Annotated in this window: 25 protein-coding genes; 12 read left to right on the top strand and 13 right to left on the bottom strand. The window is 68.9% G+C overall.

Annotated elements, in window-relative coordinates; genetic code table 11:
• Nucleotides 1–14: 14 nt before the first annotated feature.
• Nucleotides 15–1,310, bottom strand: coding sequence for an amino acid deaminase (locus tag GC106_RS15155; RefSeq protein ID WP_173130191.1), 1,296 nt, complete (start codon nucleotides 1,308–1,310; stop codon nucleotides 15–17).
• A 142-nt stretch (nucleotides 1,311–1,452) separates the two neighbouring features.
• Here GC106_RS15155 and GC106_RS15160 point away from each other — a divergent pair, with 142 nt between their 5' ends.
• The 3 genes from GC106_RS15160 to GC106_RS15170 all read left to right on the top strand — a co-directional run bounded on the left by GC106_RS15160 (nucleotide 1,453) and on the right by GC106_RS15170 (nucleotide 3,640).
• Nucleotides 1,453–2,433 carry a sugar kinase gene (locus GC106_RS15160; protein ID WP_281368493.1) on the top strand — a complete coding sequence of 327 codons (981 nt, stop codon included), beginning with the start codon at nucleotides 1,453–1,455 and terminating at the stop codon, nucleotides 2,431–2,433.
• Nucleotides 2,434–2,506: 73 nt separating this feature from the next.
• Nucleotides 2,507–3,250 carry an IclR family transcriptional regulator gene (locus GC106_RS15165; RefSeq protein ID WP_173130197.1) on the top strand — a complete coding sequence of 248 codons (744 nt, stop codon included), beginning with the start codon at nucleotides 2,507–2,509 and terminating at the stop codon, nucleotides 3,248–3,250.
• Nucleotides 3,251–3,262: 12 nt separating this feature from the next.
• Entirely contained in the window at nucleotides 3,263–3,640 is a 378-nt protein-coding gene (locus tag GC106_RS15170; protein ID WP_173130200.1) for a RidA family protein, read from the top strand.
• Nucleotides 3,641–3,706: 66 nt separating this feature from the next.
• On the opposite strand, the gene GC106_RS15175 is transcribed toward GC106_RS15170, so the two are convergent.
• The gene (locus GC106_RS15175) at nucleotides 3,707–4,516 is read right to left on the bottom strand and encodes an IclR family transcriptional regulator (protein WP_217280540.1); all 810 of its coding nucleotides are present in this window, start codon (nucleotides 4,514–4,516) and stop codon (nucleotides 3,707–3,709) included.
• Between the two features lie 153 nt (nucleotides 4,517–4,669).
• On the opposite strand from GC106_RS15175, the gene GC106_RS15180 reads away from it, so the two are divergent.
• Nucleotides 4,670–6,334, top strand: coding sequence for an FAD-binding oxidoreductase (locus tag GC106_RS15180; protein WP_173130206.1), 1,665 nt, complete (start codon nucleotides 4,670–4,672; stop codon nucleotides 6,332–6,334).
• On the opposite strand, the gene GC106_RS15185 is transcribed toward GC106_RS15180, so the two are convergent.
• A complete protein-coding gene (locus GC106_RS15185; RefSeq protein WP_173130209.1) occupies nucleotides 6,331–6,588 on the bottom strand; it encodes a nuclear transport factor 2 family protein in 258 nt (85 codons plus the stop codon). The genes GC106_RS15180 and GC106_RS15185 overlap by 4 nt on opposite strands.
• Before the next feature lie 178 nt (nucleotides 6,589–6,766).
• Here GC106_RS15185 and GC106_RS15190 point away from each other — a divergent pair, with 178 nt between their 5' ends.
• Entirely contained in the window at nucleotides 6,767–7,717 is a 951-nt protein-coding gene (locus tag GC106_RS15190) for a hypothetical protein (RefSeq protein WP_173130212.1), read from the top strand.
• A gap of 175 nt (nucleotides 7,718–7,892) precedes the next feature.
• On the opposite strand, the gene GC106_RS15195 is transcribed toward GC106_RS15190, so the two are convergent.
• Nucleotides 7,893–8,249 carry a DUF1844 domain-containing protein gene (locus GC106_RS15195; protein WP_173130214.1) on the bottom strand — a complete coding sequence of 119 codons (357 nt, stop codon included), beginning with the start codon at nucleotides 8,247–8,249 and terminating at the stop codon, nucleotides 7,893–7,895.
• 276 nt (nucleotides 8,250–8,525) lie between these two features.
• Between GC106_RS15195 and infC the strand changes: the two genes are divergently transcribed.
• The 4 genes from infC to GC106_RS15215 all read left to right on the top strand — a co-directional run bounded on the left by infC (nucleotide 8,526) and on the right by GC106_RS15215 (nucleotide 10,608).
• Nucleotides 8,526–9,086 (top strand): translation initiation factor IF-3, encoded by a 561-nt coding sequence (gene infC, locus GC106_RS15200; RefSeq protein WP_173130642.1) that lies wholly within the window; start codon nucleotides 8,526–8,528, stop codon nucleotides 9,084–9,086.
• A 79-nt stretch (nucleotides 9,087–9,165) separates the two neighbouring features.
• Nucleotides 9,166–9,360, top strand: a complete 195-nt coding sequence (gene rpmI, locus GC106_RS15205) for a 50S ribosomal protein L35 (protein ID WP_173130216.1) — start codon at nucleotides 9,166–9,168, stop codon at nucleotides 9,358–9,360.
• Nucleotides 9,361–9,433: 73 nt separating this feature from the next.
• A complete protein-coding gene (gene rplT, locus GC106_RS15210; protein ID WP_033389397.1) occupies nucleotides 9,434–9,805 on the top strand; it encodes a 50S ribosomal protein L20 in 372 nt (123 codons plus the stop codon).
• A complete protein-coding gene (locus GC106_RS15215) occupies nucleotides 9,802–10,608 on the top strand; it encodes a TrmH family RNA methyltransferase (RefSeq protein WP_173130644.1) in 807 nt (268 codons plus the stop codon). The genes rplT and GC106_RS15215 overlap by 4 nt, the downstream gene beginning before the upstream one ends.
• A 56-nt stretch (nucleotides 10,609–10,664) precedes the next feature.
• Here the strand turns inward: GC106_RS15215 and GC106_RS15220 are convergent, their stop codons facing one another.
• On the bottom strand, nucleotides 10,665–13,430 hold the full coding sequence (locus tag GC106_RS15220) for a tetratricopeptide repeat protein (RefSeq protein ID WP_173130218.1): 2,766 nt from the start codon (nucleotides 13,428–13,430) through the stop codon (nucleotides 10,665–10,667).
• The gene (locus GC106_RS15225) at nucleotides 13,427–15,199 is read right to left on the bottom strand and encodes an HSP90 family protein (RefSeq protein ID WP_173130220.1); all 1,773 of its coding nucleotides are present in this window, start codon (nucleotides 15,197–15,199) and stop codon (nucleotides 13,427–13,429) included. Before GC106_RS15225 ends, GC106_RS15220 begins: the two co-directional genes overlap by 4 nt.
• A 219-nt stretch (nucleotides 15,200–15,418) precedes the next feature.
• On the opposite strand from GC106_RS15225, the gene pheS reads away from it, so the two are divergent.
• From pheS to GC106_RS15240, 3 genes are all read left to right on the top strand, one after another.
• Nucleotides 15,419–16,489 carry a phenylalanine--tRNA ligase subunit alpha gene (gene pheS / locus GC106_RS15230; RefSeq protein WP_173130222.1) on the top strand — a complete coding sequence of 357 codons (1,071 nt, stop codon included), beginning with the start codon at nucleotides 15,419–15,421 and terminating at the stop codon, nucleotides 16,487–16,489.
• Nucleotides 16,486–18,978 (top strand): phenylalanine--tRNA ligase subunit beta, encoded by a 2,493-nt coding sequence (pheT, locus tag GC106_RS15235; RefSeq protein WP_173130224.1) that lies wholly within the window; start codon nucleotides 16,486–16,488, stop codon nucleotides 18,976–18,978. Before pheS ends, pheT begins: the two co-directional genes overlap by 4 nt.
• An 86-nt stretch (nucleotides 18,979–19,064) precedes the next feature.
• Complete coding sequence (locus GC106_RS15240) at nucleotides 19,065–19,742, top strand: DNA alkylation repair protein (RefSeq protein ID WP_173130226.1); 678 nt, start codon at nucleotides 19,065–19,067, stop codon at nucleotides 19,740–19,742.
• Here GC106_RS15240 and GC106_RS15245 read toward each other — a convergent pair.
• From GC106_RS15245 to GC106_RS15275, 7 genes are read right to left on the bottom strand one after another with little or no spacing between them, the layout of a single operon-like run.
• Nucleotides 19,726–20,253, bottom strand: a complete 528-nt coding sequence (locus GC106_RS15245; protein WP_173130228.1) for a hypothetical protein — start codon at nucleotides 20,251–20,253, stop codon at nucleotides 19,726–19,728. The two genes, GC106_RS15240 and GC106_RS15245, sit on opposite strands and share 17 nt — an antisense overlap.
• A 1-nt stretch (nucleotide 20,254) precedes the next feature.
• Nucleotides 20,255–21,556 carry an ABC transporter permease gene (locus GC106_RS15250; protein ID WP_173130230.1) on the bottom strand — a complete coding sequence of 434 codons (1,302 nt, stop codon included), beginning with the start codon at nucleotides 21,554–21,556 and terminating at the stop codon, nucleotides 20,255–20,257.
• Complete coding sequence (locus tag GC106_RS15255) at nucleotides 21,553–22,338, bottom strand: ABC transporter ATP-binding protein (protein WP_246365741.1); 786 nt, start codon at nucleotides 22,336–22,338, stop codon at nucleotides 21,553–21,555. Before GC106_RS15255 ends, GC106_RS15250 begins: the two co-directional genes overlap by 4 nt.
• A 12-nt stretch (nucleotides 22,339–22,350) precedes the next feature.
• On the bottom strand, nucleotides 22,351–23,109 hold the full coding sequence (locus tag GC106_RS15260) for a zf-HC2 domain-containing protein (protein ID WP_217280541.1): 759 nt from the start codon (nucleotides 23,107–23,109) through the stop codon (nucleotides 22,351–22,353).
• Nucleotides 23,106–23,636, bottom strand: coding sequence for an RNA polymerase sigma factor (locus tag GC106_RS15265; RefSeq protein ID WP_173130231.1), 531 nt, complete (start codon nucleotides 23,634–23,636; stop codon nucleotides 23,106–23,108). Before GC106_RS15265 ends, GC106_RS15260 begins: the two co-directional genes overlap by 4 nt.
• 6 nt (nucleotides 23,637–23,642) lie before the next feature.
• Nucleotides 23,643–24,212, bottom strand: a complete 570-nt coding sequence (locus GC106_RS15270; RefSeq protein ID WP_173130233.1) for a TetR/AcrR family transcriptional regulator — start codon at nucleotides 24,210–24,212, stop codon at nucleotides 23,643–23,645.
• Between the two features lie 55 nt (nucleotides 24,213–24,267).
• Nucleotides 24,268–24,498, bottom strand: a complete 231-nt coding sequence (locus GC106_RS15275) for a DUF397 domain-containing protein (RefSeq protein WP_246365742.1) — start codon at nucleotides 24,496–24,498, stop codon at nucleotides 24,268–24,270.
• Between the last annotated feature and the right edge of the window lie 24 nt (nucleotides 24,499–24,522).

Consider the following 24,522-nt stretch of genomic DNA (forward strand, 5'->3'; position numbering starts at 1 on the left):
TTCGGACTCCTTTGTCAGAAATAAGTCCGGATGAAGTCGACCACGGTCTCACCGTCCGCGCCGACCGCGGGAAGCAGTTGCCACTTGTCGAACACCGTGCACGGGTGCGAGAGGCCAAGACCGATCCAGTCGCCGACCTGGACGCCGGCCCCGTTCGGGACGAGGTAGGCGTGCTGGTCGTTGAGCGAGACGATCTCCGCGCCGGTCAACGGCCGGGTGGTGCCGTCCCGCCGGATCAGTTGCGGCTCCGGCAGCCCTTCGTCGAAGGACGCGTCCCGCTTGCCGATGGTCAGCAGGGCGAGGTTGTCCTCGGGCTTGGACGTGACCTGCGCCCACGCGCGCAGTGCGCTGCGCAAACTCGGCGTTCCTTCGATCCGGGAGTGCGCGCCGAGCGGGGAGTTCTCCCGGTAGAAGCCGTCGTCGTGGGTGACGTACGCGCCGCTTCGCAGCAACGGGAAGACATTCAGGCCCTCGGGCCACGGCTGGGTCAGCGCGTCGGCGACGTGGTCGAAGTACGCGCTGCCGCCGACCGTGACGATCACCCGGTCGCGGTCCTCGAACTTGCCGGCGAGCTGGACCGTGACGGCACGGATCTGGGTGAGGAAGTCGTCGATGGCCTTGAGGCCCTCCGCGGAGGCCTCGTGCGCCAGCGATCCCTCCCACCCGGCGGTGCCGACGAGCTTGAGCACCGGGCTGGCGACGATCGCGCCGGCGACCGCCTCGGCCGTCTCCGGCGTGCGCGCACCGGTGCGGCCGCCGGGCGCCCCGACCTCGACGAAGACGTTGACCTGGCGTTGCGCGCCCCGCAGACCTTCGGTCATCAACTCGACCGCGCGGACCGAGTCGGCCCAGCAGAAGAACTCGAAGTCCGGGTCGGCGGCCAGTTCGGCGGCCAGCCAGCGCAGGGCGTTCGGGTCGACCAGCTGGTTGGCCAGCAGGATCCGGCTCACGCCGAACGCGCGGTAGACCCGCAGCTGGCTGGCGTTCGCGGTCGTGATCGCCCAGCAGCCTGCGTCGAGCTGGCGCTGGAACAGCTGCGGCGCCATCGTCGTCTTGCCGTGTGGTGACAGTGCGAGACCACGCGATTCGCACCAACGGCGCATGGTCGCCAGGTTGTGGTCGATGGCATCGTTGTCGAGCACGACCAGCGGGCCGACGAAGCCGTCGGTGAACAACTTCGGGTTCGTGGCCAGTGCCTCGGCCACGGTCCTGCCGAACAGCGCGTCCGGCATTCCCTTGAAGCGCCAGTCGATCCGCTCCTGGCGGAGGCGGTCCACCGCGTCCCGGTCCATGCTCGCCGGCTCGGCCATCTCCCTGCCTCTCATTGCGTATGTTGCAACGGCTATTGCGCGATGTGCTGCGGTGGTGTGTAGCATCCTCATCGCCGCCAGGTCAACGTCGCAACTTCGAGCCCCCGTGCCGGCAGTGTCCCTTCATCTGGCTGGGGAAAGGATGGGAAACCCAGTGGAGACCGATGTGCTGTGCCTCGGCGAGTCCATGGCGCTGTTCGTGCCGGGCGAGCCGGGACCGGTGGACCAGGTCCGCACGTGGATCCGGACCGTCGGTGGCGCGGAGTCCAATGTGGCCTGCAATCTGGCGATGCTGGGCCTGCGGGCGAAGTGGGTGAGCGCCGTCGGCCAGGACGCCTTCGGCAAGGCCGTGGTCTCCGCGGTGGCGTCGCACGGGGTGGACGTGTCCGGAGTCGTGGTCGATCCCGCCCGGCCGACCGGGCTCTACATCAAGGAGAGCAGCGCGGGCGGCAGCCCGGTCCGGTACTACCGGCGCGGTTCGGCCGCGTCCGGAATGGGCCCCGCGTTGCTCGGTGACCTGGACCTGAACGTCCGGGTGGTGCATCTGACGGGCATCACGGCCGCGCTGTCCGACTCGTGCCTCGACCTGATGCGTGCGCTGGTCGCGGCGCCCCGGAACACTTTCCGGCTCTCGTTCGACCTGAACTGGCGGCCCGGGCTGTGGACCGGCCGGGACACGTCCGTGCTGCGGGAACTGGCCGATTCGGCGGACATCGTGCTCGCTGGTGACGACGAGGCACTGGACGTGTGGGGGACGAGTGACCCTGCCGAGATCCGCCGTATCCTGCCCGGCCCCGCCACCGTGGTGGTGAAACACGGCGCCCGCGGCGCGACGCTGATCGAAGGCGGTGTTTCGGTGTTCCAGCCCGCTTTACGCGTCGACGTCGTCGAGCCGGTCGGCGCGGGCGACGCCTTCGCGGCCGGGTTCCTCGCCGCGACACTGGCGGGGGAGTCACCCGTCCGCCGGCTCCGATCCGGACACTTGCAGGCCGCCACGACATTGCGGACGCATGATGATGTCGGGACACCGCTGCCGCCCGGCCTGATGACGTCGTTGCTCGACGCGGACGCGGACGAGTGGGCCGCCGCACACCTGACCGAGCAGGGGGTTTTACAGCCGTGAGCGCGCTTGCGAACGAACCATCCGACACAGGGCCCGGCTCATGCGACGCGAGCGGGCACAGCGGGGAGCGGGCATGAGCCAAAGTCTCGACAGGGCGTTGACCTTGCTCGACGCGCTGGCCGAAGGGCCTCGCACCCTGGACCAGCTCGCCGAGACCATCGGCGTGCACAAGTCGACCGTCCTGCGGTTGCTGCGGACGCTCGAAACGCATCGGTTCGTCCAGCGTGAGGGCGTGCGTTACTACCGGCTCGGCACAGCCCTGTTCGACCTCGCACACCGGTCCCTTGAGGACCGTGACGTCCGCCGGAGCGTCGAACCCGCGCTACGCGAGCTGAACGCGCAGACCGGCCACACCGTGCACCTGGCTTCGTACGAGGACGGCGAAGTCGTGTACATCGACAAGTTCGAGAGCCGCCACCAGGTCCGGATGTACTCCAGGATCGGCAAACGAGCCGCGCTGCACTGCACGGCCGTCGCCAAGGTGCTGGTGTCGGCGTTCCCCGAGGATCGGCGCCGCGAGATCGCCAACGGCATCACGTACGAGAAGAAGACCGAGAACACAATCCTGACGCCCGAGGCGTACCTCGCCGAACTGGCGACCGTCGCCTCGCGCGGGTACGCGGTCGACAACTCCGAGCACGAGGACTTCATCCACTGCATCGCCGCGCCCGTGCGAGGACCCCGAGGCGAGGTCCTCGCGGCCATGTCGCTGTCGGTGCCGAAGGTACTGTTGGACCTTGACGGGTTGCTGGGGCTAGTGCCCGACCTGCTGCGCGCGGCGGAGAAGGCGTCCGCCGAATGCGGATATCACCGATAGGAGAGGACAAACATGGCCAGGACCTTCATCCACCCCGAGGGCACCGTGAAACCGGCGGTGCCGCTGTCGCACGGGGTGCGGAAGGGCAACATCCTCCAGGTCGCCGGCCAGGTGGCGTTCGACGAGCAGGGTGAGGTGGTCGGCCGGACCGTGGCCGAGCAGACCCGCCAGGTGCTGGCGAACGTCAAGCGGGTGCTGGAAGCGGGCGGCGCGTCCCTCGACGACGTGGTGATGCTGCGCGCGTACCTGACCGACGTGGCGCACTTCGCCGAGTTCAACGAGGCGTACGCCGAGTTCCTCGGCGGCGACTTCCCGGCCCGCACAACGGTTTACGTCGGCCTGCCGCCCGGCCTGCTGGTCGAGATCGACGCGCTCGCCGTGGTGGACTGAGTACTGCCCGGGATGATCGGGCTCGCTTCGGCGGGCCCGATCACCCGAACACGCACCGCGAGGCGGTTACTCGCGGGGGATCTCGGCGGGCACCTTGGCCGAGCCGAACACCCGGGAGATCTCCATGCCGAAGCGCATGACAAGCGGGCCGACCTCGCGCACCCGGGCCGGTTTCATCCGGGAAGCCAGCGACGACACCGAAAGCGCGCCGATCACCTCGTCGCTGTGGTCGAAGATCGGCGCCGCCACGCACCGGACTTCCTCTTCGTTCTCACGGTCGTCGATGGCGTAGCCGCGGCGGCGGATGCGTTGCAGGTCCGCACGTAACGACTCAGGGTCGGCCAGAGTACGGCCGGTCACCGGTGCCAGACCACGGTCGATGGCGGCCTGGACCGCTTCCTCGGGCAGCCACGCGAGAATCGCCTTCCCCACCGCTGTTCGATAAGCGGGCACCCGGTTGCCTATCCGGGAGGCCATCCGTACCTGGTGGTCGTTCTCGACCTTGTCGATGTAGACAACGTCCGGCGGCTCGTACACCACTAGATGACAGGTCTCACCCAGCATGCGTTGCATGCGCCGCAACGGCTCCGCCGCGACGGTGCGCAGGTCCAACGACGCCAGGTAGGCCTGGCCGAGGCGCAAAGCGCCGTGGCCCAGGCGGAACCAGCCGGTCTGCCGGTCCCGGATGAGCAGGTTCGTGTCGAGCAGGGGAGTTGTCAGGCGCAGCACGCTGCTCTTGCTGATCTTCAGGTCCTCGGCGATACGTGACAGCGGGACACCGCGGGTCTCGTTCGCCCGGTCGGACACGTACTGGAGTACCGAAAGCGCGCGTCGTAGTGACGACGACTGGTTACGCGAACTGGGCTGACTGGACACAGTGTGAAGCATGACACGTGGTCTGGACCTGTTACGGCGACAACACGACTTTTTGCACTGCACAACAACCTGATCAACTCATGGCACGGCTGACCTGGGCGGTGGTCGTCTGGAAGGCGCTGGGGGTTGCACGCTCGAAGGGGTGACTATCCAATGAGTGAGGTCGGACGCCGGAGTTTTCTGGCGGGAGCGGGGGCCGCGGCTGTGGGGGTCGCGGCGACGGGCACGCTTGGCGGCACGGCGGTGGCGCGGGAATCGGAGGCTGGTGTCAGCCTTCCCGCCACCACAGTGCGGCCGGGCGACTCGAGATACGTCGACATGGTCCGGGGCACCAATCCACGCTGGATCGGGACGCCGGAAGCGGTCCACGTGGTCAGCTCGACCGCGCAGGTCGTTGCGGCGGTTCAGGAAGCGGTGACCGCGGGCAAGCAGATCGGGGTGCGTAGCGGCGGCCACTGCTACGAAGACTTTGTTTACAGCGGGAAACAAGTCGTCCTCGACTTGTCCGAGTTGGACGGCATCGGCTACGACCCGGCGGTGAACGCCATTTCGGTCGGCGCGGGTGCGAACCTTTTTCAGGTTTACGAGGCGCTGTACCGGGTTTGGGGCGTCATCATCCCGGGCGGTTCGTGCGGCACGGTCGGCGCGGGCGGCCACATCACCGGCGGCGGTTACGGTCTGAGTTCCCGCCAGTTCGGACTTACCGTGGACTACCTCTACGGCGTCGAGGTCGTGGTGGTCGACGCGTCCGGCCGGGCGCGGGCGGTCATCGCCACGAGGGAGGCCGACGATCCCAACCGGGATCTCTGGTGGGCGCACACCGGCGGTGGCGGCGGCAACTTCGGTGTGGTGACGCGGTTTCTGCTGAAGTCCCGAACCGCGACGGGCACCGACCCGGCCACGTTCCTGCCGAAGCCGCCGTCCGAGATCTTCATCAGCTCGGTGGCGCTGGACTGGAAGGACATCACCGAGGCGGACTTCACCAGGGTGGTGGACAACTTCGGCAAGTGGCACGAGCTCAACAGTGCGCCGGGTTCGCCGTACGCCGGGCTTTTCGGTCTGCTGAAGCTGAACAAGCGGACCGTCGATCCCGTCACCAAGGCGGTCGGCGGCCAGGTCGCCCTGCTGACCCAGGCCGACGCGACCGCGCCGAACGCACGGAAACTGCTCGACGACTACCTCGCGGCGGTCTTCGACGGCGTCCAGGCGCGGCGCACCGCGATGACCGCACGGTCCGGCGATCACCCGGCGCTGCCGCAGTTCGCCGAGCCGCAGCGGTTGCCGTGGCTCAACGGCACGTATGCCCTGAGCGGTGGTGGTTGGGAGTTCCGCGCCGACTACAAGTCCGCGTACCTGCGCAAGGGGCACACCGCCGAACAGATCGCCGCGACCTACCGGGCGTTGGCGACCACGGAGTACAACAACCCCAACGCGTTGGTGCAGATCGACTCGTACGGTTGCCAGATCAACGCTGTCGGTTCGGCGGACACCGCTGTGCCGCAACGTGATTCCGTGTTGAAGTTGCAATACCAGGTCTACTGGAAGGACCCGGCCGAGGAGGCCCAGCACCTCCACTGGTTCCGCACCTTCTACTCGTCGGTGTACGCGTCGACCGGTGGCGTGCCGGTGCCCAACGCGGTGACGGACGGCTGTTACGTGAACTACCCGGACATCGACCTGTCCGATCCGACCTTCAACAAGTCCGGCGTGCCGTGGTCGACCTTGTATTACAAGGGAAACTACGCGCGTCTGCGGCAGGTGAAGGCGAAGTACGACCCGCGTAACGTGTTCCGGCACCGCCAGTCGGTCGAGTCCTAACCCAACACGGCCGCCAAGGCTGCGGTGTCCTGATATTCCCGCCAGTGCACGGCTTTGCCGTCGCGCACGGTCAGGACGCCGATGAACCGGGCCGAGTGCCGCTCTCCGGTGGCGTTCACCGTACCGGCCAGTTCGTACTCCACGACGATCACATCGGGCTCGATGGTGTCGTGGGTAGCGATGGTGGTGCATTCGGTGAGCGTCACCGGCAGTGCGGCCCGGCCCGCGCGGGCGACGCGCGACACGACCGGCACGCCTCGATGGCCACGCCCGGCAGGCGCACGCTCGGCATCGTTTTCGCAGGACTCCGCCCGTCCGAAAAAATTCTCCGATCCCGCTGAACCGCCGTCGGGGGCCGCTCGTGTTGTGGGTGAGCAACCACGGCCCCGCAGAGATGCACCGGGGCATCAAGCGGGAGAAGGGATCGACGTCATGGCATCAGCTCGGGTGAGGCACATCCTTGCCACCGCGGCGGCTGTCGGCGCCGTGCTGGCCACCGCGGCGTGCGGGGCGAGCCCCACAGCGACGCCTGCGGCCAATCAGCGGCAGCTGCAACAGGAAGCGCAGCCGCCCGCCGTCGCAGCGCCGACCGGGACGGTGCCCGTCGACGACGCGCCGGCCGCGAACGGCGCGGGCGTCACCGGTCTCAAGGCGACCGAGTCGCCGACGCTGGGCACGATCCTGACCGACAGCGAAGGCAAAACCCTATACCGCTTCGACAAGGACACCCCGAAACCGCCGAAGTCCAACTGCGCCGACGCGTGCGCCAAGGCGTGGCCCCCGGTGCCGTTCTCGGACAGTCTGACGCTCGAAGGCGTCGACAAGGCGATGGTCGGCTCGATCGACCGCCCGGACGGCATCAAGCAGCTGACCGTCGGCGGCTGGGCGATGTACTACTTCGAGAAGGACACCGCGCCGGGCGAGACCAAGGGCGAGGCGGTCCAGGGCACCTGGTGGACCGCGGCCCCGAACGGCACCCGCGCCAAGGACAAGGTGAAGGCCGCCGCGCCGGGCACCACTGTGCTGCGGGCGATGGAGGTCAAGCCGTTCGGCAAGGTGCTGACCAACGACAAGGGTTTCACCCTCTACGTCTTCGACAAGGACACCAAGCAGCCGTCCGCGTCGAACTGCAACGGTGACTGCGCCAGGAACTGGCCGCCGCTCAAGGCCGAGGACAACGTCGTCGCCGAGGGCATCGACAAGAGCCTGATCGGTTCGGTCACCCGGCAGGACGGCACCAAGCAGGTGACCATCGCCGGTTCGCCGGTCTACACCTTCGCCAAGGACACCGCTCCCTGCCAGGCCAACGGTGAGGGCGTCCAGGGCACCTGGTTCGTGGTCGCGCCGGACGGCAAGAAGGCCAAGGACAAGATCGCCAAGTAGTGCCACAGATCATGTGATCCGGCGCTGGCCTCCCCTCCTGCGCCTCACCGGCGCCGGGTCACAGTTGGGTCCGACCCCCAACACCCCTATGACGGCCCCACGGGACTCCCGTGGGGCCGTTGGTTCGTGCGGATTCGTGCGGAGGCGAAATGGGTCGGTGGACGGCCGGGACGGCTCAGTAGACCGGCCCGGTGTACTTCTCGCCCGGCCCGGCGCCCGGCTCGTCCGGGAACGCCGAGGCCTCCCGGAACGCCCGCTGCAACGACTGGAGGCCTTCGCGCAGCGGACCGGCGTGCGGCCCGAGATACTCGACGGAGGCGGTGACGAGGCCGGCCAGCGCGGTGATCAGCCGGCGGGCCTCGTCCAGGTCCCGGCGGGGCGACTCGTCGGGGTCCGGGTCGGCCAGGCCGAGGCGTTCGGCGGCGGCCGACATGAGCATCACGGCGGACCGGCTGATCACCTCGACGCTGGGAATCTCGGCGAGGTCACGAACGTTGTCACTGCTGGCAGGGTCTGCGACGGGGTCACTCACGGTCTGGTACCCTTTCACGTGCGACCAGCCCCTGTACCCACGGGGGCGGCAAGTGGAGCCCCGCTCCCACCTGTGTCACCGCGGAGGTGTCCGGGTCCGGTCTTTATCGCAGCGGCGTGAGCTTGCTGCGGCGCGACGTGCGTGCACGTCGTGGATCGGTGTAGGCAGCGGGCCCCGCGTCAGCAATGACGGCGGGGCCTGACGCGTTACTGGGGTCACACCGCAGGCCGCAGCTGACAGCAAGAGAGACTTTGTACTCGGGAAAGAGGAGGCACCATCAGCTCCGAGTCACGTATTAACGACCGCATCCGGGTGCCGGAGGTCCGCTTGGTCGGACCGAACGGCGAGCAGGTGGGGATCGTCCGCATCGAGGACGCGCTCCGCCTCGCCCAGGAGGCGGATCTCGACCTCGTCGAGGTCGCCCCGCAGGCTCGTCCGCCGGTCTGCAAGCTCATGGACTACGGCAAGTTCAAGTACGAGAGCGCGCAGAAGGCTCGCGAGTCCCGGCGCAACCAGGTACTCACGGTGATCAAGGAGCAGAAGCTCCGGCCGAAGATCGACCCGCACGACTACGAGACCAAGAAGCGCGCTGTCGTCCGCTTCCTCGAGCACGGCAACAAGGTCAAGATCACCATCATGTTCCGCGGCCGTGAGCAGTCCCGGCCGGAGCTCGGGTACCGGTTGTTGCAGCGGTTGGCCGACGACGTGGCCGAGTTGGGGGTCATCGAGTCCTCACCGAAGCAGGACGGCCGAAACATGATCATGGTGTTGGCGCCGCACAAGAACGCCAAGCCGAAGGCGAAGGCGACGTCGCCGCAGCCTGACTCCGCGGAGTAGTACCGACCGGGGTCACCCGAAGTAGCGAGCTGCTTCCGCCCGTGCCGACACGGGCGGAAGCACCTAGATGAGGACGACCATGCCTAAAAACAAGACGCACAAGGGCACTGCCAAGCGCTTTCGCGTGACCGGCAAGGGCAAGTTGAAGCGTGAGCAGGCCGGCAGGCGGCACATTCTGGAGAAGAAGCCCAGCAAGCTGACCCGCCGCCTTGAGGGCATCACCGACGTCGCCCCGAACGACGAGAAGCGCGTCAAGCGCCTGCTCGGCATCTGAGCTCCGCTCAGCTCCACTCCCTTGACCACCCGGGGCGCCCCGAACGCCCCATCGAGATAAGCAGGATGGACCCGTGGCACGCGTCAAGCGGGCAGTCAACGCCCAGAAGAAGCGCCGCACGACCCTTGAACTGGCCAGTGGCTACCGCGGCCAGCGCTCGCGGCTGTACCGCAAGGCCAAGGAGCAGGTGCTCCACTCGCTGAACTACGCCTACCGCGACCGCCGCGCCCGCAAGGGTGACTTCCGGCAGCTGTGGATCACGCGGATCAACGCCGCGGCGCGTCAGAACGGCATGACCTACAACCGCTTCATCCAGGGCCTGAAGGTCGCGGGTGTCGAGGTCGACCGCAAGATCCTCGCCGAGCTCGCGGTGAGCGACCCGGCCGCGTTCACCGCGCTGGTCGAGGTGTCCCGCGCGAACGTTCCGGCGCAGGAGAAGGCCTGAGCGAGCAGTACTCCCGGCCCGGGGCGGTCCAGCTCTTCACCGAGCGGACGCCCCGGGTCGCCGCTGCCCGGCAGTTGACCAGACGCGCGGGCCGGGAGCGGGCGGGCCGGTTCCTCGCCGAGGGAGCGCAGGCGGTCCGTGAGGCGTTGCGGTACGGCGAGGTGTACGAGCTGTTCGTCACCGAGCAGGCCGCCGCCCGGAATGCCGAGCTCGTCACCGAGGCCCGCGACTCGGGTGTGCAGGTGTCCACTGTGACCGATCGAGCCGCCGATGGGCTCTCGGAAACCGTGACACCGCAAGGCATTGTCGCCGTCTGTGAGCTCCTGGACGTCTCGCTCGACGAGGCCCTTGCCGAACCTGGGCTGGTCGCTGTGCTGGTCGGCGTGTCCGATCCGGGTAACGCGGGCACGGTGACGCGGGTCGCGGACGCGGCGGGTGCGTCGGCCGTGATCTTCGCCGGTGACACCGTCGATCCGCACAACGGCAAGTGCGTTCGTGCGTCCACCGGCAGTGTCTTCCACCTGCCGCTGGCGCGTTCGCGTAACACCGCCGCGGTTTTCGAGGCGTGCCGTAAAGCCGGGTTGCGGCTGGTCGCGGCCGATGGGCACGCCACGACGGATCTCACCAAGGTCGACTTGAGCCGGCCCACCGCGTGGGTGTTCGGCAGCGAGGCGCACGGTCTTGATCCGGACGTGCTGGAAGCCGTCGACGACGTGGTGCGCGTCCCGATCCTCGGCAAGGCCGAAAGCCTGAACCTGGCGACCGCCGCCGCGGTCTGCCTCTACGCCACCCACCTGCGCTAACCCCCTCGTGAGTGTTTATCCGTGTTCTAACCCTGATAAACACTCACGAGGGGTTTTCAGGCGCGGAGGCGGGTGGTGAGGGCGCGGGCCGTGGGGTCCTGGGAGACGGGTTTGGACTGGGCTTCCAGGGCGCGGGTCAGGACGTCGAGCACGCGGGCTGTGATGCTCGGCGGTGTGTCGTCGGAGAGCAGTTCCGTGGCGTCCCTGGCCAGCTGTTCGGCCACGTCGGCGGCGTCCATCGCGACGTGGTTGCGGGCCGCGCGGACCATCAGGAAAATCTGCCAGTCCGGCTCGTCGAGGTCCGCCACGATCGCCGCGGCACGCATGTTGTCGTCCAACGCCTCAGCGTGCCGATCGAGCTGCGTGTACGTGTAACCCCGCAGTTCCAGCATTTCCGCGGTCAGCCGGGCGGCCAGGTCGCCTTCCTCGATGTGGGACTCGGCCCGTGCCAACGCCGTCAACGCTTCGAGCGGCGCGTCGTCCGCGATCGCGGCCGCTGTCTTGATCCACGCGCGGCAGGCTTCGACCGGCAGTTCGGCCTCCTCCCACAGCTCCGCGGAACGGCGGTGGCAGCGTTCGGCCTCGGCAGGCTCGCCGAGCGCGTGGCTGGTGGCGCCCAGACCGGCCCACACCATGGCCTGGGAGGCCGACGGCGCGTCCGCGACCAGGCCGAGCATGGCCTGGAAGTGCCTGCGGCCTTCGGCGTGCTCGCCGAGCTCCGCGCACACCGAGCCCAGCCGGTAGCGGGTCCGCAGCGTCTCCTCCTCGGCTTGCGAAGGCAACAGGCGCAGAGCTTCCTCAAGCGCCTCAGCGGCTTCGACGAGACGGCCGTGCGCCAGATAGCCGGAGGACAACACGTAACACGCGTGCGCCGTCTCCAGCGGAGTTCCCTCCGACCGGCACACGGCGACGGTTTCCACGAGCTCACGCAGGTGATCACCCGCGCGGTCCATGTTGTCCACCATGGACGCCCGGTGCAGCAACACCTCCGGCCGCCACGGCCCCGGGTACGCGCGGACGAACTCGACCAGTTCCGAAGACGTCCGCAACGCCAGGTCGACGTCACCGCGGACCTCGGCGATCGCCATCCTGGCCCGCAGGGCGTGGAACCGGTCGCCCGGCCGCAGCCCCGGCGTGGTCAGCACCTGGTCCAGGATCTCCTCGGCCGCGTCCAGGTTGCCCTGGCGTGCCAGGTGATCGGCTTGTTCCACCAGGACGGACGAAATCCGCTCGGACGCGGTCTCCTTGGCCAGCTCGAACGCCTCGTCGAGCAACGCGGTCGCGCGTACGTGCTCGTGCCGATGGTCGAGAAGCTCGCACAGGATCAGCCGGACCAGGATGCGCCCGGTCGACGACGAGTGCGCCTCGGCGGACACCAGTGCTTGCTCGGCCGTCTCGATCCCGCCGTCCAGGTCGCCGGATTCGGCCTTCAGCATGCCCAGTCGCGCGTGGAACCGGGCCGCCTGGTCGAGATCGCCGGCCTCGATCAGGCGCTGCACGGCCGACGGCAGGTCCTTGAGCGCGGTCGGCCCGGGGAACACGACGGTCCGGCGGGCGGCGAGTTGCGCGGCGAGTTTGGCGGGCAGCAACGGATCCAGGTCCGCCGGCAGCGACTTCAGCAGCCGGTGCCCGGTGAGGAAGTCGTTCTCCTCGTACGCCAGATGCGCCTGGTACGCCAGTTCGACCGGGTCCGCGGTGATCGGCTCGGGCTCGGCGGCCGGATTCGGCACGGCCAGCGGCACGTGCACCACGTCCGGAGCGTCCAGAATGGACTGGACGCGCTCGGACTGCCGGGTGGTGCCGTTGCGCTTGTCGAACTGCGCGGCCAGTTCCATCGCGCGGCCCGACAGGTACTCACGCAGCCGTCCCGCGGTCGTGTGCTCGACGCCGCCGCCAGGCAACGGGACGGCCAGATCGACGCGGTCCGAGTCGAGGCGGCTGAGCAGCAACGCCGCGCTGGCGGCGAAGTTCATCGTGCCGATCGGGCTGGTCGCGTGATGCACCTGATCGAGGTGCCGGCGCAGCAGCTCCATGCCACGCGGCACGTTGCCGGTCACGGCACAGAACTCCAGATGCAGGCCGACGTAACCCTGACTCGCCTGCTCACGGGACTGCCGGTACGCCAACAGGTGTGCGTTCTTGGCCCGTTCGATCTCACCCAACGCCGTCAACGCGGGCAGCAACGCGGTCAGCACCCCTTGCGGCTGCGTGCTGCACGTGAACCGGCCGGCCAACGCGGGTTCCGCGTGCCGCAACGCTTCCTCGTACCGGCCGCGCGTCACCAGGTGCTCGACCTGCTCCTCGACCACGCAGCCCGCGCAGTCGGACATGTCGTCGCGTTCGGTCGCGACGAACCGGGCGAAGTGCTCGTCCGCCAGGTCGAAGTCGCCGACATGGGAAGCGGTCAGCGCACGCTGGCCCCAGACGGGTTGCAACGAGAAGCCGAACCGCTTGAAGCGCGCCTCCAGCTCGTCGAGCACCGCCTCGATCTGCGCGAGCGTGAACCGCGGGTCGCGCCGCAGCCCGACCGGCACCCACTTGTGCGCCCAGTTCAGGCTGCGCATGTCGCTGTCGCTGAAGACCGACGGGTCACGCTTCTCCGCCGCGTGGCACCACGCGATCGGCGCGAGGATCAGGTCGTACCGGTTGAGGTAGTAACAGGACTGGATCAGGGCCACGCGGCAGACGGCAGGCAGGTGCTTGTCGCCGCTGGCGTCCGCGGCCCGCGCGGCGCGCTCCAGCGCCTCGTGCTTGGCCATGCCGGTCGGCATGTCCGTGGCCTCGGAGAACAGCCGCAGCGCGTACTCGACGGGATCGGTCATCGGCGCACCGCCCGGTCGAGCAGGTCGAGGAACGAACGGTTGAGCGCGGCGGTGTCCTTGGGCCGCATCGGCCGACGGGACTGAAGCAGTGCGTGCACGTAGAGCGACTCTACGGTCAGCTCGGCCAGCGTTCGGTCGGTCAGCTCGGAAAGCCTTCGCACCAGAGGATTGCGTGTGTTCAGCACGAGTTGCTGGCTCGCGGTGGACGCGGGTTCGGCGAGCTGGCCGAGCAGTTCCGCCCACAGCGGGTCACTCTGTTCGCTGATCTCGGCGTTGTCGCGCTGCCGTTCCCGGTCCGCGTCGGTGATCAGCAACGCGGGTAACGACACCGGGTCGAACTCGCGCGGCAACGCCTCGCAGTCGTGCCGGTCCAGCACGGTCTGCGCGAGCTTCAGGCTGGTCCGCAGCGCGCCCTCGATCCCGGCGTCGGGATGGTCCATCGTCGCCAGCAGTTCGCTGGGCACGACCCGGCGTGTGGCCGACGGGCCGTCGACCTCGGTCAGCCGCCGCATCAGTTCCGCGTCGTAGGCGTAACCCGCGTTGAGCAGCCCGACGCCCTGTGCCTGCGCGATCGACGCGAGCTGGCGGAACTCGTCGACGTCCGGCGTGTACGCGATGCTGGGGTACCGACGCCGGAACTGGCGCAACGTCATGGTGCCGTCGGTGGTCTCGAACGGCAGCCAGTGCTCGACGAGCCGCAGCAGTTCGTCGTCCATCAGCGCCACGGACTTCATGCCGAGCTGGTGTTTGGCCAGCAACGCCGACGCCCGGTCGGGCTCGGTGGCGCCGAGCCGGACCAGCCAGTCCTTCAGCACCGCGCCGAGCTCGTCCCGGACGGCCAGCAGGGTTTCGTCCTGGTAGAGCGACTCACGGCTGGCGGTCGGCCGCAACGCGGACGAATTCACCGCGCAGCGCACGAAATAGGCCCAGTCGGGGAGCAGTCCCTCGACAGAGTCGCCGACCAGCATGCGCTTCAGGTAGATCCGGTGCGCCTGCCGGGAACCGGGGTGTGCCGCGTCCGGCATGACGAACGCCGCCCCGGTCAGCCCGGCCGCCGGGATGTCCAGCGGCAGCACCTCGAACGGGCGGAAGCCGAACGTGCGCTCGCAGTAGGCGGCCATCCGGTCGGTGTAGTCGTCCACGGGTTCGCCCGACGGCCGCAGCCACGGCAGTTCGGGCAGGGTGAGCCGCTCCGAGCCGATCTCGACGTCGGCGGGCAGCAGTTCGCCGAATTCCCGGGCCAGCGCGGCGACCATGTCGTGCTGGAGCCAGTGTTCGGCGTCCTTGCGGGGAATCAGCGTGACGGTCGTGCCGATCTCGGCTCGGGCCGATTCGTCGGCCACCACTTCGTACGTGCCGGACGCGTCAGCGGTCCAGCGCACCGCCGGGCCGCCTTTCGCGGAGCGGCTGACCAGGTGGATCTCGTCGGCGACGAGGAAACACGACAGCAGTCCGACGCCGAACTGACCGAGGAAGTCCTGCCGGGCGAACCCGAGATCGTCCCGCTTGGAGGTGCGGCCCAGCGTGGACAGCAACGTGTGCACCTCGTCCTCGGTCAGCCCGATACCGGTGTCGGCGATCCGCAGCGTGCCGTCGCCGGTGCTCTCGGCCGGGTCGATCCTGATCGACGCGGGGCCGCCACCCCGTGCGGTGATCGCGTCCGTCGCGTTCTGCAGCAGCTCGCGGATGTAGACCCGTGGGCTCGAATAGAGGTGCTGGCTGAGCAGCTCGATGATGCCTCGGAGATCCACGCCGAACGATCTGGACATGAGTGGTAACTGACCTCGAAATGCGTGTGGGGTCGCGCGATTAGTCGCGCGCGTCACTCTATCGGGCGAGTTGCCGGTCCGTTACCCCACGGGATGGATCGTCTCTTGTGTGACCTATTGAGTTGCGCGAAGTGAGGGTCGCCTACGATCGTTGGGCTACCTTGCCTGTTTCAGGTGAACGCACACGCACTCGTGGACCCGAGGAGATGTCCAGCAACGATGTCCGGAGCCAACGACCCCTACGACCCTAAAGAGGTCGCGGCGCTCGCGCCTGAGACGCTTCAGCAGGCGGTCGACAAGGCTAAGGCTGAGTTTTCCGCCGCTGACAGCCTCGAAGCCCTCGCCGGAGTCAAGCCAGCCCATCTCGGTGACAAGTCGCCGTTGCTGGTAGCCCGCCGTGAGATCGGCGCGCTGCCGCCCAAGGCCCGTTCCGAGGCGGGCAAGCGCGTGAACGAGGCGCAGAACACCGTGAAGACCGCGTTCGAGCAGCGCCGCGCGCAGCTGGAGATCGAGCGTGACGAGCGTGTTCTGCGTGACGAGGCAGTGGATGTCACGCTGCCGTGGGACCGCGTTCCGCGTGGCGCACGTCACCCTGTCAGCACGTTGAGCGAGCTGATCGCGGACGTGTTCGTCGGCATGGGGTACGAAGTCGCCGAAGGCCCCGAGGTCGAGGCCGAGTGGTTCAACTTCGACGCGCTGAACTTCCTGCCGGACCACCCGGCCCGCACGATGTCGGACACCTTCCACATCGCGCCCGCGGACTCGGGCCTGGTGCTGCGCACGCACACCTCGCCGGTGCAGATCCGCTCGTTGCTGGACCGTGAGCTGCCGGTGTACGTGGTGTGCCCCGGCCGCACGTACCGCACCGACGAGATCGACGCCACCCACCTGCCGGTGTTCAACCAGGTCGAGGGCCTCGCGGTGGACAAGGGCATCACGATGGCGCACCTGAAGGGCACGCTGGACCACTTCGCCAGGGCGATGTTCGGGCCGGAGTCCAAGACCCGGTTCCGGCCGAACTTCTTCCCGTTCACCGAGCCGTCCGCCGAGGTGGACGTGTGGTTCCCGGAGAAGAAGGGCGGCGCGGGCTGGGTCGAGTGGGGCGGCTGCGGCATGGTCGACCCCAACGTGCTGCGCGCCTGCGGCGTGGACACCGACGTCTACTCGGGCTTCGCGTTCGGGATGGGGATAGACCGGACACTGCAGTTCCGAAACGGCATTCCGGACATGCGCGACATGGTGGAGGGCGACGTCCGCTTCACCACGGCGTTCGGAACGGAGGCGGAGTGAAGATCCCTCTCAGCTGGCTGAAGTCGCACGTCGACGTCCCGGAGGGGCTGACTCCGGACCAGATCTCCGAGGCGCTGGTCAACCTCGGCTTCGAAGTCGAGGAGATGCGCTCGCTCGACGAGGTGACCGGCCCGCTCGTGGTCGGCCGGGTCGTGGAGATCGAGGAACTCAAGGACTTCAAGAAGCCGATCCGTTACTGCCAGGTCGATGTCGGCGACGGCGAGGACGAGGACACCGTCGAGACGCGCGGGATCATCTGCGGCGCCACGAACTTCGCCGAGGGCGACCTCGTCGTGGTGGCGCTGCCCGGTGCCGTGCTGCCCGGCGGGTTCGCGATCTCCGCGCGCAAGACGTACGGCAGGACGTCCAACGGCATGATCTGCTCGGCCCGTGAGCTGGGCCTGGGCGAGGACCACGCCGGAATCCTGGTGCTGCCCAGCGGTGAGGCCAGTCCGGGGGACGACGCGGCGCCGCTGCTCGGCCTGGACGACACGGTGATCGACCTGGAGATCACGCCGGACCGCGGCTACGCCATGTCGGTCCGCGGCATGGCCCGTGAGCTGGCGATCGCGTTCGAGACCACCCTGGTCGACCCGGCCGCGATCGGCGTGCCGGGCGCCGAGGGCGACGCGCACAACGTCCACATCGAGGCCGAGGACGGCTGCTCGCGGTTCGTGGTCCGCCGGGTGACCGGGCTCGACCCGACGTCGCCGACGCCGTGGTTCATGCGCAGGCGGCTGATGCTGGCCGGTATCCGCAGCATCTCGCTCGCGGTGGACGTGACCAACTACGTGATGCTCGAGACCGGGCAGCCGATGCACGCCTTCGACACGTCCTCGGTCAAGGGCAACCTGGTCGTGCGGCGCGCGCAGCCCGGCGAGAAGCTGACCACATTGGACGATGTGGAGCGGGTGCTCGACCCGGACGACATGGTGATCGCCGACGACACCGGCCCGATCTCGCTGGCCGGGGTGATGGGCGGTGCGTCCACCGAGGTCCGGCCGGACTCCACGGACATCCTGCTGGAGGCGGCCGTCTGGGACCCGCCGTCGATCGCGCGGGCGGTCCGCAGGCACAAGCTGCCCAGCGAGGCCTCGCGGCGCTTCGAGCGTTCGGTCGACCCGGCGCTGGCCCCGGCCGCCGCCGAGCGGGCCGCGCAGTTGCTGCGTGAGCACGGCGAGGCACGCATCCAGCCGGGCCGCACCGACGTCGGACGGCCCGAGCTGCCCGGCCCGGTGCTGATGGAGATCGACCTGCCGGACCGCGTCGCGGGCATCAACTACCCGCGCGGCGTGACCGCGCGCCGGTTGAGCCAGATCGGCTGCACGGTCGAGGTGACGACCACCACCGCCGGTCGTGCCGCGGTGGTCGTGACGCCGCCGACGTGGCGGCCCGATCTGACCCGTCCGGCCGACCTGGTCGAGGAAGTCCTGCGGCTGGAGGGGTATCACACGATCCCGTCCGTGCTGCCCGCCGCGCCCGCCGGTCGTGGCCTGACGCCGTCGCAGCGTCGCCGCCGTGCGGTGGCGCGGACCCTGGCTGACGTCGGCTACGTCGAGGTCACGCCGATGACCTTCGTGTCACCGGAGACGTGGGACGCCTTCGGGCTGCCCGAGGACGACGTGCGGCGGCAGACCGTGAAGGTGCTCAACCCGCTTGAGGCCGACCGCGACGAGATGACCACGACGTTGCTGCCCGGCCTGCTGGAAGCGTTGGCACGCAACGTGTCCCGTGGCATCCGGGACGTGGCGCTGTTCCACGTCGGCCAGGTCGTGCTGCCCAAGGCGCAGCAGGTCCCGGTGCCGGAGCTGGCCACGGACCGCCGGCCGACCGACGCCGAGATCGCCACGTTGAAGGCCGCGCTGCCCGCGCAGCCGGTGCACGTCGGTGTCGTGCTGACGGGCAACCGTCAGCGCCCCGGCTGGTGGGGCAAGGGCGAACCGGCCACGTGGGCGGACGCGATCCAGGCCGCGCACGACGTCGCGGCTGTCGCGGGCGTCGAGCTGACGGTGCAGGCCGGCTCGCTGATGCCGTGGCACCCCGGGCGGTGTGCGGAACTGCGTGTCGGCGGCTTCCCGGTCGGGCACGCGGGCGAGCTGCACCCGAAGGTCATCGAGGCCCTCGGTCTGCCGAAGCGCACGTGCGCGATGGAGCTGGACCTCGACCTGCTGCCGCTCCAGAAGCACCGGCCGGCGCCGAAGGTCTCGCCGTACCCACCGGTGCTGCTCGACGCCGCTCTGGTGCTGGACGCCGCGGTGCCGGTGGCCGAGGTGACCGAGGCGCTCAAGTCGGGCGGCGGCGCCCTGCTGGAGGACCTGCACCTGTTCGACGTGTACACCGGCGAGCAGCTCGGCGAAGGAAAGCGTTCGCTGGCCTACTCCCTGCGCTTCCGCGCGCCCGACAAGACGTTGACGCTGGAGGAGGCCACCGCCGCCAAGGAGGCCGCGGTCGCCGTGGTGTCCGAGCGGTTCGGTGCAACTTTGCGCTGATCAAACCTCGTGAGTGTTTATCCGTGTTCTAACCCTGATAAACACTCACGAGGGGGTTTGGGTGGTGGGGCGTGGTTTCCAGGGGTATGAGGTCGTTGGTCGACGCGGTTCGCGCTGAACTCGCGCGGGCCGCGGATCCGGTCAAGGCGCCGGAGATGCAGCGGTACATGAAGTCGGACATGCCGTTTCGCGGCGTGCCGAAGCCGGAACGGGCCGTGCTGGCCAAGAAGCTGTTCGCCGAGCATGAGCTGTCCGATGTGGACGAGCTGCGAGCGGCTACTTTGGAGCTCTGGCGGAACGCCGAATACCGCGAGGAACGGTACATCGCGATCGACCTGACCGGATATCGCCGGTACGCGCCGTGGCAGACCACGGATCTGATGCCGATGTACGACGAGATGATCGTGACCGGCGCGTGGTGGGACTACGTCGACGAGATCGCGATCCGCCGGGTCGGGCCGCTTCTGCTGGCGGAGCCGGAAGTCATGACGGCGATGATGCGCGAGTGGGCGGCCGACGCCGACCTGTGGCGGCGCCGCACCTCGATCATCTGCCAGGTCGGTGCCAAAGCGGACGTGGACACCGATCTGCTGACCGACACCATCGAGGCGAACATCCACGACAAGGACTTCTTCCTGCGCAAGGGAATCGGCTGGGCGCTGCGCCAGTACTCCAAAGTGGACCCGGGCTGGGTGCGTGCCTTCGCCGGCACGCACCCAGCCCTCTCACCCCTCTCCAGGAAAGAGGCTATGAAGTACGTTTAGGCCCGAAGGCCGCGTACGCCACCAAGCCGGCCACACCGAGCACGACGGCGGTGGCCAAGGCCGGACCGGAGTCCGGACCTTGCGTCAGCCACAGCAGGATCTCGTTGTCAGGCGGCCAGACCGCGCCGACGGCGGCCCAGAGGGCGGGTGGCGACCACGCCAGCTGGCTGCCGAGTGTCACGGCACCCAGCCCGGCCAGGCCGGTCAGCCCGGCGGTGTTGCGCAGAACCACCTCGATGTCCCACAGGTTGACCGCGGCCGTCAGCCCGAACACGGCCAACGCCACGAGAACCAGGTGCGCACTTCGCCACAGCGGCCAAGGCAGCGCCCCCGTGCGGTCGAGGTGAACGTCCGCGCCACCAAGCCCAAGGGCCGCCACCGCGACGCCCAATCCCAAGGCCAGCAAGAGGATTCGCACATCGGGCACGTCGAGAGCCCACACACCGGCCGTCGCCGCCACCATCGTGGTCAACGCCGCGGGCACGCTCCGGCACCGTAAGTACAGCAGCACGTCAGCACTCCCGCGCCGTGGCGCGCAGCGAGGCGACATGAGCGGGCTGCTGGTCGGCAGGCAGAGCTTGTAGTGCCTGCCACATCGGCTCCGCCACGGCCATGACCTCCGGGTTCGGCGGGACACTCGGCCTCACGGGCTCGAACTTGCCGTCGAACCACGAAGCCACGACTGTTCGTTTGGCGCTCGACACCACGGACTTGTCCCAGGTGTCACAGCGCGCCAGCGCCGGTCCGGCGAGAATGGTCCGCCTGCTGTCGCGCTTGAACTCCCAGTCGTCGAAGTGGAAGTACACGACATCGGCGGACTTCGGCAGCGAATCCATGTCCCAGCTGGGCATCCGCGCTTCCTCCACCCTGGTCGGCGCGCCCGGCAGCTTGGCCAGCTGGCTCAACGCCTGCTTGGCGGGGCCGAGGACCTCGGGAAGGTGGTCTTCGTGGATTCGCGACACGCACACCTGGTCCTCGCAGACGAGGGCCGCGGCCGACGTGTCCGTTTCGAACACGCCGCCCTGGGACGGCAGCGATGGCAGGGCGATCGCCAGCGCCGCGAGCGCCGGGACCAGTGCGAGCAGACGTGCCTTGTCGCCTGCCAGCGTGAGCAGGCCGAAGCCGGTCACCGCCAACCCGATGAACCACAGGCCCTGCACCAGGTTCACCTCGGCGGACACCGTCGTGAACACGTCCGGCGGGTCGAAGACGGGGGACAGCAGGGCGACCTGTTGCGACACGGTGTTCTCCAGGGCGCTGCCGGTGCCCGGTCCGCCGGTCAGTGTGATCACCATCGCGGCCAGCCCGAGAACCGCCAGGATCGGTGCGGTCAGCAGGAAGGGGAACACCCGCCCGATGCCCATCCCCGCCAGCGCCGCGGCGATCACCGACAGCACGCCGACGATCATGATCGGCAGCCAGGCCGCGGAGAAGTAACCGGCGTTCCCGGCCACCTGAACCGCGCCGACGAGGAAGATCGCCAGGTAGGCACCGGCCACGCCGACGCACATCGCGGCGACCGGCGGCACCGCCCGCGTGAACGGCGACCTGGACGTCGTGGCCAGCAGTTCGTCCATCTTGGACCGGCGATCCCGCCTGCCCTGCCAGGCACCCGCGCCCAAAGCCAACGGCCAGGTCATGTTCAGCAGCCAGCGCTGCCACATGGCCAGCGAGGTCCATTCCTCGGTCCACGCGTCCATGCCTTTGCTCCACGGACCCGGCAGCGCGTAGAACAGCCCGACGCTGATCACAAAGATGAGCAAACCGGTCCACAACCCGGCCGAGCGGCGCAGCTCGATCACCACGGGCCTCATCGCGCACGCCCCAGCAGAGCCGAGTAGCCGCGTTCGGCCGGGCTGTCGCCGACGTCGGAGTCGCCGCCCGCCGCCGCCAAGGACTCCGGAGTGCCTTGGAACACCAGCTTTCCCTCGTCCATCAGCACCACGTCGGTACACGCGACGGCGACGTCCTCGACCAGATGCGTCGACACCACGACACACGTGTCCGTGGCCAGAGACCGCACCAGCTCCCGGAACTGCATGCGCTGCGCTGGATCGAGGCCCACTGTCGGCTCGTCCAGCAGCAGGATGCGCGGGTTGTTGACGAGCGCCTGCGCGATGCCCGCGCGCCGGACCATGCCGCCGGACAACGTCTTGAGCTTGTCGTCGGCCCGGGACGTCAGGTCGGCACGGTCGATCGCGCGCTGCACCGCGCCCGGGATCTCGGCCTTCGGCATTTCCTTGAGCCAAGCCATGTACTCGACGAACTCGCGCACGGTGAACCGTGGGTAGAACCCGAACTGCTGGGGCAGGTAGCCGATCTCGCGGCGCAGCGGCCGGAGGTCGCGGCCGCCCGGCTGCTTGCCCAGCAGTTCCAGCGAACCGCCCGCCGGGCTCAGAACCGTTGCCAGCGCCCGGATCAACGTCGTCTTCCCGGCCCCGTTCGGCCCGAGGATGCCGTGCACGCCGACACCCAGCGACAGGTCGAGCCCGTTCACGGCCATCCGGCGCCCGGCCCGGACCCGCAGGTCCGAGGTGTGGATCTCCCATGCGTACGTCGTCGGCGCGGTTTCCGCGGCCTTCACTACGCGTCCCAAAGTTGTTTCCCCTTAACGCAACAGTCGCGCGTAGGCATCGGCCCGCAGGGCCAGTGCCGCGACGCACCCGGCAATGGACAACGCCCAGAAGGGCAGGCTGGCCGGTTGCAGCACCACCGGCAGATCGTCCCGGATCAGGCCAGGACCCACGACGAGCACGGCCCACACCGCGGCAAGCACGCTCGCGGCACGCGTAACCCCGATGAGCAAACCGAAAGCGAGCGCCCCCACCGTGAAGGCCAAGCTGGGCACCAGCCACAGCGCGGGTGACGCCCCGCCCGGCAGTCCCGCGAGCACCAGTGCGGGAATCACCAGTACGAGGACCGAGACGGTCCGCCGGAGCACCAGTTCCAGCCCCGCTCGTGGCGTTCCCGCGACCAGTTCGTGCATCGGATCGACGTTCTTGTTCCACGAGGCCGCCACGCCGAGCATGGGCGCGATCGGAGCCAGCAGCAGCACCAGTGAGGTGTCGAGTGGCGCCAGCAGGTCGAGCAGCGTCGCCACGGCGGCCACCATGATCGTCATCCCGATCCACGGCAGACCGAGGGGCGAGACCCGCAGCCGGCGGTGCTTCGCGGGTGCTTCGGCGGGCGTGAGCCCGGCCCACACCGTGTCCAGCAACGGCGTGATGCCCTCGGTGTGCGAGGCCAGCACCTGACGGCATGTGGCGCACAGTTCCATGTGCGCCTCCAAGGCCCACACCTGGTCCGCAGGTATGCCGTCATCCCCGTGGGCATATCTGCGGACCAGGTCCCCCGGCACGTGGTTCATGAGAGCGCCTTCCGTAGCAACAACCGTGCTCGGCGAGCGCGGGTCTTCACCGTTCCTTCGGGCACGCCCAGCAGGACTGACGTTTCGCGCACGGTCAGCCCGTCGAGCACCATCGCCTGGAGCACGTCACGCAACTCCGGCGCGAGGCCGTCCAGTGCGGCGCCCAGTTCGGCCCCGACCGTGCCCGCCAACGCCTCTTCCTCGGCGGCAGGCGCGTCGGCCGGGATTTCCGGCCGGAGCGCGGCGTGTTTCTGCTGCCTCCGGAAGACGTCGACAAGCCGGTGCGCGGCGATGGTCCACAGCCAGCCGACGGCGCTGCCGTCCACCGCCGCACCGGCGAAGCCGCCTGCCGCACGCCAGACCGCCAGGTATGTCTCCTGCATGACCTCGGCGACGACCTGGTCGTCCGGACATCGGCGGCGCAACCGCACAGCCAGCCACGGTGACGTGCGGCGGTACAGCTCCTCGAAGGCAGCCTGATCGCCCCGGGCGATCCGGCGCACCAACGCCGCTTCGTCATCCGTCATGCCCAGCTAGACGACGGACTGGCCGGATCGGTTTTCGTCCGCCGGAGTTTTCTCGAAGCCCAGCGCCGCCCAGGCCGCGTCCACCGAGACCTTCCGCAGCTCCTCCTGCGGAACGTCGGCGTACTCGATCGTGCAGTCCTGGAGGCCGCCCAGCGCGACGGTCGCCCTGACCGACTCGGCGAGCGTCGGTCGCGGGCCGATCAGCAGCACGGCGATCCGCCGTCGCCACGCCATCACGGTCTCGATCAGACCGAGCATGTGCAGCGTGTTCAGCTCCTGGACGAACAGGATGATGTCTTTGCGGTGGGCGTAGTGGAAGTCGAAGTAGTCCTCCAGCACGGCGCGGTGGTCGACCTCGGTTCGTGACTCCTGGCGGCGCAGGAACTCCTCGCCGCCGTCGATCACCGGCTGCACGATGCTGCGGAGCAGGTCCTCGCGGGAGGTGAAGTGGTAGTACAGCGCGGGCTTGCTGATGCCGAGCCGGTCGGCGATCTGGCGCAGGCTGGTCCGCTGGACGCCCTGCTCGATGAAGAGCTGGCGGGCGACGTCCAGGATGCGCTGTTTCGTGTCGGCCACGTCCTGAAGAGTAGGTGACCTACCGGCAGGTCAGGGCCTGCCGGTAGGTCGTTGCTCAGATCAGGTGATCGAACTCGCCGTTCCTGGCGCCCGACAGCATGGCCGCGATCTCCGCCTCGGTGAACTGGAGGATCGGGCTCGCCGCTCCCAGCTTGGAGTCACGGACACCGATCACGTCGCCGACCTTGGCGAACTGGACGCAATCATCGTTTGGTTGGCTGGCAGCCGCTTTCTGCCACAGCGCCCCCTCGAAGGCGCTGCCTGGCAGGTAGTCTCGCTCGCGCAACGGACTGTCCTTTCCGAACACGGT

The sequence above is a fragment of the Kibdelosporangium persicum genome (assembly GCF_013280595.1).
Lineage (GTDB): Bacteria > Actinomycetota > Actinomycetes > Mycobacteriales > Pseudonocardiaceae > Kibdelosporangium > Kibdelosporangium persicum.